This is a genomic window from Roseovarius sp. (assembly GCF_018066915.1).
In the GTDB taxonomy this organism is placed as follows: domain Bacteria; phylum Pseudomonadota; class Alphaproteobacteria; order Rhodobacterales; family Rhodobacteraceae; genus Roseovarius.
Genome location: NZ_JAGPVV010000089.1, coordinates 1 through 12,752, shown reverse-complemented (window position 1 = coordinate 12,752; position 12,752 = coordinate 1). Strand labels below are relative to the sequence as shown.

Here is a 12,752-nt window from a genome sequence, read left to right as displayed (position 1 = left end):
GCTTGCACTTTAGCGTCGCCAGATACTTCAGCACTCTCAGTGTGTTGCTACCTAGTAAAAGCGCCAGCCCTTCACGCCAAAGGCATGGTGGGTCAAAGTGGCACCCCCACGGTGCGTCGGGGTGGGTCATGGCGGAGGCATGCCTTCGGCATGACCGCTGCGCGGCGGTGCCTGCGGCACCTTGATTCCGCGCTTTGGTGCTAGGGCGTGTTGCGCTCCATCGAAAACACACCCGTCCCGGGCTTGCCCCGGGACCTCGTCGAGGCAGCGTAGCGGCCCCGGCTTAGGCGCTAGGGAGATGTGAACCCGATCAGACGCAGGATACTCTAGGAGCGCCCGACGGCACCCCTACTCCCCCGCCCGAAACACCATCTCGCGGCCAGCGTCATTGGACAGGATCATCACGTCGCCCAGAACCTCGACCAATGTCATCTCGGCCAGCGCCGTCAGATACAGCGCCTCTTCTGCCAACTCCGGACAGGCGCGCTTGGTTGCGGTGACATCTTGGGCGGCGAACCACGGATAGGGCACGGTCTGCCGTCCCGAATACCGGTTGCAAGGCCCCTCGCCCGCCAATTCCCCCTCTGCCGGAAACATGAGCGTGGCGCGCGCGGGAAACGCTGCACCGTCAAGGCTCTCCAGATGCCAGACCGCCTCGGCCCCACCATAGCCCGTCACGGTCTCATCCTTGCAGTAGCCAAGCACCGACAGCGCCATGACCGCCAGAACCAGCCGCATCGGCCCTACCTCAGCGCCAGAATGAGATCGACCAGCGATCCGATGGCAGGCGCGGCCTGATCCTGCGCGGGATCGCGCATCGCCTGCATGCCAATGGCGGAGGCATAGAGAATCCGCGCCATTTCCAGATTGCCGATGTCGCAGGCAGAAAGCAGCCGATGGAGCCGCGCCAAACGCATCTCATCCACCCGCGCCACCGCCTCTGCGGCGACAGGATCGGTCCCGGCCCAGGCCCGGATCGCTGATTCGGCGCGCAGGGTCACGCTCTCGGCCTCTGCGGTGGCGGCCATCGCCTGCGCGCATCCCCGCAGCCGCGCCACCTCTGTGGACGCCTCCGATGCCGCCTCCAGCACGCGCGCGGCCTCGTCTTGCCACAGCGTCAAAAGCGCCGCGGAATAGGCCGGAACATCCGTGAAATGCCAGTAAAACGACCCTTTGGTCGCCCCCAACCGCCGCGCCAAGGGTTCTGCCCCCAGCGCCGCCGGACCTGTTTCGCACAGCGCCTCGAACCCGGCCAACAGCCAGTCATCTTGGGTCAAGCGGGGGCGGCGCAATGCGGTCATGCCTCAGCCATACGCAGCCCGCCTGCCCCCCGCAAGAGGCGGGACTGTCGCGGGGGGCCTGTAAAACGCCTGTCGCAAAAGTTTTACGCGTCTGTCGCAAACTCTTTGAGAACCGACGTTAGGTGGTGGCCCGACCCAAGGAGGCATCGACCGTGCTCAGCATCGAGAAACTGACCAGAACCTTTGGCCAGAATACCGCCGTCGACAAGGTGTCCTTTACCGTCGAAAAACCGGCGATGATCGGCATCATCGGTCGCTCGGGGGCTGGCAAATCCACCCTCCTGCGGATGATCAACCGCCTGACCGATGCCACCTCTGGCCAGATCCTCTTCGAGGGGCGCGATGTGACCGCGCTCAAGGGCGGCGACAAGCGCGCCTGGCAATCCGACTGCGCGATGATCTTTCAGCAATTCAACCTCGTTCCGCGCATGGATGTAGTCTCGAACGTGCTGCACGGCACGCTCAATCGCCGCTCGACCCTCGCCACGATGTTCAACCTCTATCCCGACGCCGATATTCACCGCGCCATCGAAATCCTCGACCGGCTTGGCATCGCCGATCATGCCCCCAAACGCGCAGAGGCGCTGTCGGGCGGGCAACAACAGCGCGTGGCGATTGCCCGCGCGCTGATGCAGGACCCCAAGATCGTGCTCGCCGATGAACCCATCGCCAGCCTCGATCCGATGAATGCGCAACTGGTCATGGACGACCTGCGCCGCATCCATGAAGAGGACGGGCGCACGGTGATTGCCAACCTGCACACACTCGATACCGCGCGCCGCTACTGCGACCGGGTGATCGGCATGCTGCATGGCCGCATCGTGTTTGACGGAACCCCAGCGCAACTGACCACCGGTGTCGCGCGCGACATCTACGGTGCCGATGCTTCGTTTTCCGAGGACAGCACCTCGACCTCAATTGAAACGCTCGACCGCAGCACAGCCCGCGCCCGGCGCGAAGCCGAGGCGGCGGTCTGACGACGCCAGAACCACCCATGGCCCGCCGGGGGTGGCGGGTCGCAACCCAACCGGAGAGACATCCATGAAGACCTTACTTGCTGCCATCGTCGCAACCACCGCTCTGGTCAGCCCCGCGCTGGCCGAGGACAAGATCACCGAATTCCGCATCGGCGTTCTTGGCGGTGAAAACGCTCAGGACCGCATGACCTCGAACGAGTGTCTGCGAGTGAAAACCGAGGAATTGCTCGGCGTGCCCACCAAGGTCTTTACCCCCGCCGATTACGACGGCGTGATCCAAGGCCTCTTGGGCGGCACCATCGACGTGGCCTGGCTCGGCGCGTCGGCCTATGCCAAGACCTACCTGACCGATCCCACCGCGGTCGAGCCGGTTCTGGTCAAGGTCAACATGGATGGCTCTTACGGCTATTACGCCATCGGCTTTACCCGCAAAGAGACCGGCATCACCTCGCTCGCCGATATGAAGGGCAAGACCTTTGGCTTTGGCGATCCGAACTCGACCAGCGGCTATCTGATCCCCTCGATCGAAATCCCTGTGGAAACCGGTGCCAGCATGGACTCGGGCGATTACTTTGGCGAAGTGAAATTCACCGGCGGCCATGAGCAGACCATCGTCGCCGTCGCCAATGGCGATATCGACGCGGGCGTGACCTGGGCCGATGGTCAGGGCGCATGGGAAGACGGCTATAATTCGGGCGCGCTGCGCAAGGCCGTGGATGCGGGCCTTGTCGACATGAACCAGATCGTTGAAATCTGGAAATCCAAACCCATCCCCGAAGGCCCCGTCGTGCTGCGTCAGGCGCTGCCCGAGGATGTGAAACTCAAGGTCACGGGCCTCTGGGCCTCGCTGAAATCCATCGACCCCGATTGCGCGTATGGCGTGCTTCAGGGCGAGGCGCTTGGCTTTATGCCCGTCACCCACGACGCTTATCTCTCGATCATCGAGGCGCGCAAGGCCGCGAACTAAGGCCCAAACGCTGACACCAGACCGGGCCTGCACCCTCGCAGGCCCGGTTTCGCATGACGGGGGACCAGAATGACCGATATGACCGCAGGACAGGCCGCCGCACGGGTTAAATCCGTGCAGGACGCCTATATGGATATGACCCGCCGCAAACGCCTCTATGGCATGGTGATGCTGGTCGTCTTCATCGCCCTCATGGTCTCGGGTTTTCGCGTGGCGGATGCGCGCAACGCAGGCGGCTTCTGGGACGGGATCGGCAATATCTTTCAGTTTCCGGGCGAAGTACTGTCCGAGGCAGGCCAGAAAATCGCCAATCTGCCGGGGCTGATGGTCAAATTCCTGCCCTCGCTGATCGAGACCGTCAATATCGCCGCCGCCTCTACCCTATTGGGCGCGCTCGGCGCGGTGATGATCTCGCTCTTGGCCACGCGCGGCCTTGCCAAATGGCCGCGCCTCATTGGCCTATTCCGCCGCGTGATGGATATCCTGCGCGCGGTGCCAGAGATTGTCATTGCCCTCGTGCTGATCTTCATCCTTGGCGGCGGCCCGGTGCCCGCAATGATCGCCATCGCGCTGCATACCATGGGCGCGCTTGGCAAACTCTTTTCCGAGGTCAATGAAAACGCCAGCCTCAAACCCGTCGAGGGGCTGCAATCGGTGGGGGCATCCTGGGGCCAGCGCATGTGGCTGGGCGTCATCCCGCAGGTGGCGCCCAATTATCTCAGCTACGCGCTCCTGCGGTTCGAGATCAACATCCGCGCCTCTGCCATCCTCGGCTTTGTCGGCTCGGGCGGCATCGGCTATGACCTGAAAAACGCCTTTAGCTGGGGGCAAGGGCGCTATGACGAGGTCGCGGCGATCTTTCTGCTGCTCTTTGGCACCATCGTGCTCTTTGACCAGATTTCCAGTCATTTCCGCAACAAGCTGATCGGCGAGGGCTAAGACCATGAGCATGATGACCGATGTTCTTCCCACCCGTTTTGACGCCACCGCGTTCTTTCGCCGCAAACGGCGTCTGGCCTTTGCGTTTCCGGCCGTGATCCTCGCCTATTTTGTCTATATCTTCTTTGCCTTCGACATCCTGGGTCTGGCCGAGCGCGCGCGCCTCGACAACGCCCGCATCCTCGTCGCCGACAGCTACAGCTACAAGACGCATGTCACCCGCGACAACCGCAGCGGCGCGCTCAGCATCGCGGTCGAAGGCGAGAACAAGGGCACATGGCCCGAGGGGCGCAGCCCCGATTGGGTCGACATCCAGAGCCCCGAGCGCACGCTTGTCACGCTCAAGCATGGCCAAGAGGTGCTGATCGACGGCAATACCATGCGCTATGACGTGCCGGGCTATGGGCTGATCGAGGCCGAGGTCTCGCGCCGCGAGGGTATCAAACTCTCCCTGCCCACCGACACAATCCCAGACTGGATCAGCGCCAGCGATGCCCGCGTCGACATCACCACCGACGCAGGCCGTGTGACCCTGACAAGGGCGCGCACCGAGGTCATGCGCTATCACTTCGGCTGGGAACTCTTCTGGTTCACGCTCGATAGCCCGTTCTATGGCAAGAGCTTGGGGGAATTGGCAGCACTTGCGGTGTCCTCAGACCGCATTGTCGAGGGCAAGAGCAACCTCGCCGCCATGGCACATGACGTGTGGAACAACCGCATGTGGCAGCACAAGGACGTGATATGGGCCATTTTCGAGACCATCCTTATGGCCTTTCTCGGGACCATGGGGGCGGGGCTGGTGGCGCTGCCTTTGGCCTTTGCCGCCGCGCGCAACTTCTCGCCCTATCTGGCGGTGCGCGCCGCTGTGCGGCGGGTCTTTGACCTCTTGCGCGGGGTCGATGCGCTGATCTGGACGCTGGTGCTGGCGCGTGCCTTTGGCCCCGGCCCGATGACAGGCGCACTGGCCATCCTGCTCACGGACACCGGCACATTCGGCAAACTCTTTTCCGAGGCGCTGGAGAACGTCGATAAAAATCAGATCGAAGGCGTGCAATCGACCGGGGCCAAGCCGCTGCAACGCTACCGCTTTGGCGTGATCCCCCAGATCACGCCCGTCCTGCTGAGCCAGCTTCTCTATTACCTCGAATCCAACACCCGCAGCGCCACCGTGATCGGTGCCATCACCGGCGGCGGCATCGGCCTCTTGCTCACCCAGGCGATGATCACGCAAAAGGACTGGGAAGAGGTCAGCTATTACATCGTCCTCATCCTGCTGATGGTGATGCTGATGGACACCCTGTCCGGCTGGCTGCGCCGCAAGCTCATCACCTCAGACGACAGCGGGCACTGAAAGGGCGGATTTGAGTATTTGACCCATAAAGAAACAGCCCCTGCTTTTCTTCTTGGACCAAATACTCTCAACGGACGAGGGGCAATCAGGCTCTGAGGGCGAACCCTGACCGGTGTGCCGCGGAGTGTGTGGGGGTTCTCGCGGGCCATCCGCTCAGAGAAAAGTAAAATCAGTCACGTTGAGAGACTCTGCAAAAACGCCCTCCAACAATACCGTGTGCCCGTTCACGTTCCACTGAGCGCCGAGGCTGGTGTCTCTGATGCCCAATGCGGCGAAAAAACCGGCCAGACCATTGCCGCCATTGGTGATGTTCTCCGCGCCCGTATCGGGATCAAAGCGACGGATGAGGAAGCTGTCCACATCATCCTCGAAATCGGTGATCACATCCGCTTCGCCGTCAGAGAAGGACGAAAAGACAAACAAATCGGCACCTGCGCCGCCCGCCATCACATCGCTGCCTGCCCCGCCATTGAGCGTGTCGTTGCCCGCGCCTCCGTCGATGGTGTCATTGCGCCCCCCTCCCGCGAGGAAATCGTCGCCATCGCCACCCGAAATGCTGTCATCCCCCTCGCCTCCACCCACGCGGTCATTGCCAGACCCCGCATCAATCGTGTCGCGCCCGGTTCCTCCGCCGATGTCATCGGCTCCGTCGCCCGCGTCGATCAGATCGTTGCCAAAGCTGCCCGACATGCTGTCATTGCCATCACCGCCCGAGAGGGTGTCATTCCCGGCACCGCCCGCGACCACGTCATTGCCCAAACCACCGGACACGGAATCGTCCCCGAACCCTGCCCCGATGATGTCATCGCCGTCACCGCCACGCAGCGTATCATTCCCTAGTCCGCCGCCGATATTGTCATTGCCGGGGCCGCCGCTGACCTCGTCATCACCATCCGCGCCCGCGATCGAGTCGTTGCCATCCCCCCCAGACAACGTATCGTTCCCATCCTCTCCGAAGACGCCATCCTCACCGCCAAGTCCATTGATTGAATCGTCGCCCCCCTGCCCGATCAACGTGTCGTTGCCAGACCCACCTGTGAGAGTGTCATTCCCCGACGTTCCGGTTTCCTGCCGCCCGGCGGATGGCAAGCTCAGCACTTGTGCAAGGCTGAGCGTGGCATCCGAAAAGCGGAACTGCTCGATGCCATCGACCGTGTCCCTGCCATCCGGCGAGACAAGCGCGAGCAATCCGCCGTCTTGCGAAATCCTGACATCGCTCATAGCTGCCGCAAGGATCACCAGATCAAACCCGGCACCCCCAACGAAGCTGTCATCGCCAAGGCCTCCCTCAAGCGTGTCATTCCCCGCACCGGCATCGAGGGTATCAGCGCCCTGCCCTCCCGTCAGCAGGTCGTCCCCCGCAAACCCCGACAGGCGATCCCGCCCGGCGCCGCCGGATATGTCATCCCCTTCAGATGTCCCGGCGACGGTATCATTGCCATCCCCGCCGATCACGCGCTCGACGCTGAGAAAACTGCCCGAAGTGGCGACGCCAACCTCAACCAACGCAATCTGAAACGCCGCAAAGCTGCTGTTCTCAAGCGAGGGCAAGACCCGCGTCACGTCGTCCGCGCTATTGGATTGGCTTGGATTGGCCTCGAACACATCTAGGGGCGTCAGGGCCACACCTTCAAAGATGCGGGCCTCCGTGCCGTCGCTCTCGGCGATGCCGTCGCCATCCGGATCAAGGTCCGCCCAGCGCGGGACGCTGTCGATCAGCGTGCCGGTATAGACGCCCGTGGCGAGGTTGACGTTGACAGAGCCGCGTGAGGTGCCAAAATCCAGCGTATCGAACCCGGCACCGCCATCAAGGCTCTTGGCACCTAGTCCGACGACGACCGTATCATCCCCGGCCCCTGCGGCAACCGTGTCGTCCCCTGAGCCGGTGATGAGAATATCGTCGCCACCTCCGCCCTCAAGGCTGTCATGCCCCGCGCCACCCGACAGCATGTTGTTCAGCGCATTGCCGATCAGCCGGTCATCCCCGCCAGTGCCGATCACATTCTCGATCGAGATCAACGCATCGGTTCCAAAGGCCCCTGTCGCGGCACCCGTTTCCAGGTTGACCGTCACCGCGCCGAAACTGTCCGCGACAATCGCACCGTTCAGGCCCCCGGCGCGCGCCCAGGCATAAGACGCGGTGTCATTGCCCGCGCCGCCATCGAGCCGATCATTGCCGGGCCCGCCGTGGAGCAAATCCTCGTCCGCCCCCCCTTCGAGCGTGTCATTGCCCGCACCGCCATAGAGCTTGTCCCGGCCCTCTGCCCCGCGCAGCGTATCGTTGCCGCCACGCCCCAAGATCTGCTCGGATCGGCCACTGCCATCGACCAGATCATTGAACTCCGTGGCGATCACCACCTCGAAGTCTTGCAAGGTCATACCGACCTGTTCAGAGTTGGGGACAGCCAGACCGTTGAACGACACAACCGTGCCCGCCGCGAGATTGGCGACGATGCGCGCGTTGAAATTCACATCGAAGGCAATCGTGTCATAGCCTGCACCACCATCGGCATGGCCGCGAAACCGCTCGATCCGCACGACGTCGTTGTCGTCCCCCATGAGCGCTGCGTTGTCGGTGCCGGCATCGTCAAAGACCGCGAAATCATCCCCTGCGCCGCCGCGAAATATCCCGCCGCCGCCAGAGTTGAAGTTTCCAATATCGTTGCCATTGCCAGCGTGCACATCGGCAAATCCGTTTTCCCCGTCGAACCGGTCGTTTCCGTCCTGCAACAAGAACACCGCCGTTGCGCTGCCACCGGGGGCGTAAACCGCGTGATCATCAAAATTGCCCAGGGCGATTTCTTCGACCCCTCTGGGCCGCACCGAAAAGAAGACATCGCCCGAATTGCGCAAATCCTCGCCCTGAACCGTGGTTTTATGCGCGCGCAGCGTGAGGGAAATGGCGCTTTCGACGCGGTAGAACCATCGCGCGTCCCCCACCCCGTCGAGTTGCAGGCGATCAAAGCCGCTGCCCCCCTCGACCTGAAGCGCGATTGATCCGCCATCGACCTCTTCGATCAGGATCAGATCATCGCCCTCACCACCGTTTATGATTTCCGAGCCGCCGGTGCGGATCACGTCATCGCCGCCCGCGCCATGCAAGAGGCGGGCGTTTGGCGCCCCAAACAGCGTATCGGCCAGATCCGATCCCATGAATCCTTCGACCCCGTCGGTCGTATCCGTCGAGATCAGATTGCCCGCCAGATCAAAGCGGCGGATGCGGCCCGTGTCTGCATCAATCCGCACGGGGCCGCTGGCTTCGATGTCCTGCATGTAGGTGTTCAGTTGCTGCAAGATCGACGGATCGTCGTTCTGATCGTTGATGTCGAAGCGGATCGTATTTGCCGAACTTGTGTAGGACACCACGTCAAACCCGTCGCCACCGATGTAATGATCGCTGATCCCGGCCTGCGCCGCGCTGCCAGAAATCATCACATCAATATTGCCCGCTCCGGCATGGATCACATCCGCGCCGCGCCCACCGATGATGTAGTCATCCTCGCCACCTGCGTCGATCGTGTCATTGCCGCCAAGACCGGTGATCACGTCGATCCCATCGCCTGTGTAGATCGCGTTGGCCCCATCGCTGCCGCGGATCTTGTGATCCTGATTGGGTGAGGCGATCACGTTTTCCAGCGAACTCAGGGTATCCCGGCCCTGACCGAAGGATGTTCCAGCGACAAGATCCACGGTCAGGCGCGAATTGGCCCCTCGGAGCACCTGAAAGGTATCGGTGCCAGAGCCACCGTTGGCCTGATCATCGCCGCGCCCCGGCACCAGCACATCATTGCCCGACCCGCCATTGAGCTGATCGTTCAAGGTCGAGCCAAAAATCCGGTCATCGCCGCCAAGGCCGTTGGCCACGTGAAATCCGTTCACCGGCGTTCCGGTGGAATTGAGGAACATGAGATCGTCCTCGGCAAATCCGTTCCGATCGCCATTCAGGACAGAACCGCCGATCAGCGCGTTGTTGAGATCCGCACCGGTAAAGGAAATATCCGTAAAGACCACATGGTCGCCATCCTGAAGAGCGCGCAGAACGTCGATGCCGGTGTTGACGTCGGTTTGCGGCGCAAGGTGGCTGACAATGATATCGCCGGTGTCGGGATCGCGCGCCAATTCGTATTCGGTAAAGCTGGCCCCGAAATAAAGGAGATCGACGCCCGGCCCGCCTTCCAGCAGGTCAGAGCCCGCCCCGGCAATGATCACATCATTGCCGCCACCCCCAAGGATCGTGTCGCTGCCGTCGAGACCGTCAAGAATGTCATCATTGCCGTCCCCGGCCAAAAGGTTCGCAACATCATTGCCCCATCCGGTCGGGCCTTGATCGGCCTCGCCTACGACCCCGCCGAAAAAGGCGGATTCAACCGTGTCGAGCAAGGGGATGGTGCCAAGCCCGTCCACGATATATTCCAACAGGAAATCCTGTAGCGGCTGGATCAGCCGTTCAAAGGCATCCAAGAGATTGATCGACGGGATAAGCGCGTCAATCGCGGCCTCGGTGGCTGCCAGAATACTGTCGAGATTGAGGGTCTCAATCACGAAGTCTATGACCGGGTTGACGATAAGCCCGATGAGAAAATCGACAGCATTCAACAGCGGCTGGATCGGCGCGAGAAGGCTCTCCGCCGCGCTGAGCGGAGCCTTGAGAAAGTCGAAGAGGCTTGCGATTTCCTCAAGGTCGACAAGCTCGCCAAGAATGCTCTCAAAGTCGATATCCACCAGCACGGCCAGAAAGCCATCCACCTCTGCCTTGACGTTGGCGTAGAAGATCTCGACGCCTTGGGTCGCGGCGTTGCGCAGCCCCATCTGCGTCTCGATTGATGTGTCGAGGGCCGAATACGCGCCGCTCCATGCCTCTGACCCGCGCGTGGCAACGCCCATCGCCTCGGCGAAACTGCCCGTCGCCGCAGACGCGATTTCAAGCTGTCGCAAACGCAAGGTCAGCGCGTCAGACACCACATCAAGCGTCAGCCCCGCTGCGCTCAGCGCTGTTTCGACATTCTCGACAAACTGACCATCCTGTTCTGTCTCGGCGGTCGAGGTGTCATTCTTGCCGCTGATCTCGTCGAACTTGTCGTCGATCCTGTCAACCGGCGGCTCGATCCGGTCCAGAACGGTTTGAAGCGCGGTCACCGGCGCCTTGAGCGGAGAGGCGAACCCGACGACCGTCAGAAGATTGCTCACCGTGAAGAGAGAGTCGTCGATACTCTCTGCGGTTTTGTCCGCGGTCTTGTATTTCTTCACACCAAACTGAGCGGCCGTTAAGAGAGTTCCAATACGCGAAGTGACATTCTGAAGGTCACTCAATCTCTGAATAGTCTGATCCGTGCGCGCCTTGTAGGCGTCCAGCTCAATGCCCATTGAAATTATCCTTCTGTCTCAGCGACGCGTAAAAGCCGCCGCAACCAAAATCGTTGTCTTGAGAAGAACGAAAAAGTAATGGCATCAATCGTAGCAAAATGAGCGGGATCGGGCAAGCGTAACCCCCAGACCACGACCTCGGGGACTGGCCTGCGACCCGCAGAGGACGCCAGAGTCAGGGTCGCGCCAAGCGCCCGCTATGGGTTGGCAAATCGTCCCGGCGCAGGTCTCGAGTGTCGATCCTGACCATCAGCCGCAGCAACCAAGCGAGCGCCAATAGCTGCCGTCATTCCGCCGGAACCGCCGCATGGCGCAGAACATCGCGAATATCAGAGTCGGACAGCAGACCCTCTTCAACGGCAATATCTGCCAGCGGCTTGCCTTCGCAGAGCGCACGTTTGGCCATGGCCGAAACACGCGCATACCCCAGCTTTTTCAGGAAAACGGTCGAGACGCCAAACGATTGCGCGAGGTTGAGGTAACTGCGCGCCTCGTCCACCTCCAGTCCGGCGATGCAGCGCGCGGCAAAGCTATGGGCGGCGGCGGTAATCAACCCCATCTGCTCGAAGAGAGACAGGGCGATCAGCGGTTCGAAATGGTTGATCTCCATCTGGCCGGACTGCGCGGCGATGGCGATGGCGGCATCATGGCCATGAACGCGCATCCAGACCTGTTGAACCGTCATGGGGATCACCGGATTGACCTTGCCTGCCATGATGGATGAGCCGGGTTGCACAGGCGGCAATCGCACTTCGCCCAAACCCGACGCCCCGTCGCTGCCAAGGATCACCAGATCGGCGGCCAGCTTGGCCATGATGGCAGAAAGATTGCGAAGCTCTGCCGACAAGCGCAGAAACCCGTCTGCAGAATGCATTGCATCGAATGCGTCCTCCGCCAGACGGATTTCCATGCCGAACACCTCTGAAAGAGCGGGGGCAATGGCGCGGCGATAGCCCGGACATGCCCCAAGACCGGTCCCGATTGCGGTTCCGCCCATCGGGACCGTGCGCAGGGCATCAACCGCCGCCCGCACCGCCAACAACGCGCGCGACAGGGCGCTGGCGTGACCCGAGAAATACTGACCCCATGTCATCGGCTGCGCCGCCTGCATGCAGGTGCGTCCGGTGCGCAGCATGTCCCTCGTTTCGTCGGCTTTGACCCGCAGCGCCGAAATCAGGGTCTCTATTTCTCTGGTCAGAGACGGTTCGGTCAGCACACAGGCCAGCTTGACCGCTGTCGGCAGGGCGTCATTGGTGGACTGGCTACAATTGACATGATCGTTGGGATTGACCCGCGTATAGCATCCCGGCCCATCGCCGAGGATTTGCCCCGCACGGTTTGCGATCACCTCGTTGAAATTCATGTTGGTGGATGTGCCACCAGACCCCTCCAAAAGGGGCGTGGGAAAATGCTCGACGTGACCGCCAGCCACGATCTCGTCACAGGCGGTGATGATGGCGCTTGCCACATCTGGCACCAAAGCCCCCACCTCGCGATTGGCCATTGCAGCCGCGCGTTTGACCAGCGCCATGGCGCGCATGAAATCGGGATAGGCCGAGAGAGGCAGGCCCATGCCGGCAAAGTTTTCCACTCCGCGTGCGGTGTTGGACCCATAGAGCGTGCCATGAGGCAAGTGGACCTCGCCAAGGCTGTCGGATTCAGTGCGATACGTCATGAGCGCCTACAGGATTTGAGCAAGGAATTGCTGGGTGCGGGGGTCTTGAGCATTGTCAAAGAAGGTCGCGGGCGGGCCGGATTCGACGATCACCCCGCGATCCGTGAAGTAGATGCAATCCGCGATCTCGCGGGCAAAGCCCATTTCATGCGTAACGAGGATGCAGGTCATGCCATCC

Annotated in this window: 8 protein-coding genes and 1 pseudogene; 4 read left to right on the top strand and 5 right to left on the bottom strand. The window is 61.7% G+C overall.

Annotated elements, in window-relative coordinates; translation table 11 throughout:
* Positions 1-348: 348 nt before the first annotated feature.
* Both KBT70_RS05075 and KBT70_RS05070 read right to left on the bottom strand, forming a co-directional pair.
* Positions 349-738 (bottom strand): META domain-containing protein, encoded by a 390-nt coding sequence (locus KBT70_RS05075; protein ID WP_296629442.1) that lies wholly within the window; start codon positions 736-738, stop codon positions 349-351.
* A 5-nt stretch (positions 739-743) separates the two neighbouring features.
* Positions 744-1,301: a TetR/AcrR family transcriptional regulator gene (locus KBT70_RS05070; RefSeq protein ID WP_296629441.1), complete on the bottom strand. Its 558-nt coding sequence runs from the start codon at positions 1,299-1,301 to the stop codon at positions 744-746.
* 152 nt (positions 1,302-1,453) lie between these two features.
* On the opposite strand from KBT70_RS05070, the gene phnC reads away from it, so the two are divergent.
* The 4 genes from phnC to phnE (KBT70_RS05050) all read left to right on the top strand — a co-directional run bounded on the left by phnC (position 1,454) and on the right by phnE (KBT70_RS05050) (position 5,535).
* Positions 1,454-2,278, top strand: a complete 825-nt coding sequence (phnC, locus tag KBT70_RS05065; RefSeq protein ID WP_296629440.1) for a phosphonate ABC transporter ATP-binding protein — start codon at positions 1,454-1,456, stop codon at positions 2,276-2,278.
* Positions 2,279-2,342: 64 nt separating this feature from the next.
* Positions 2,343-3,245 (top strand): phosphonate ABC transporter substrate-binding protein, encoded by a 903-nt coding sequence (gene phnD / locus KBT70_RS05060; protein WP_296629439.1) that lies wholly within the window; start codon positions 2,343-2,345, stop codon positions 3,243-3,245.
* 69 nt (positions 3,246-3,314) lie between these two features.
* A complete protein-coding gene (gene phnE / locus KBT70_RS05055) occupies positions 3,315-4,184 on the top strand; it encodes a phosphonate ABC transporter, permease protein PhnE (RefSeq protein ID WP_296629438.1) in 870 nt (289 codons plus the stop codon).
* A gap of 4 nt (positions 4,185-4,188) precedes the next feature.
* Entirely contained in the window at positions 4,189-5,535 is a 1,347-nt protein-coding gene (gene phnE / locus KBT70_RS05050; RefSeq protein ID WP_296629437.1) for a phosphonate ABC transporter, permease protein PhnE, read from the top strand.
* A gap of 153 nt (positions 5,536-5,688) precedes the next feature.
* Here phnE (KBT70_RS05050) and KBT70_RS05045 read toward each other — a convergent pair whose 3' ends face one another.
* The 3 genes and pseudogenes from KBT70_RS05045 to KBT70_RS05035 all read right to left on the bottom strand — a co-directional run.
* Positions 5,689-10,899: a calcium-binding protein gene (locus tag KBT70_RS05045; RefSeq protein ID WP_296629436.1), complete on the bottom strand. Its 5,211-nt coding sequence runs from the start codon at positions 10,897-10,899 to the stop codon at positions 5,689-5,691.
* Positions 10,900-11,185: 286 nt separating this feature from the next.
* Positions 11,186-12,574 (bottom strand): lyase family protein, encoded by a 1,389-nt coding sequence (locus KBT70_RS05040; RefSeq protein ID WP_296629435.1) that lies wholly within the window; start codon positions 12,572-12,574, stop codon positions 11,186-11,188.
* Between the two features lie 6 nt (positions 12,575-12,580).
* Positions 12,581-12,752 (bottom strand): annotated as a pseudogene (locus KBT70_RS05035) (peptide ABC transporter ATP-binding protein); the annotation flags it as partial.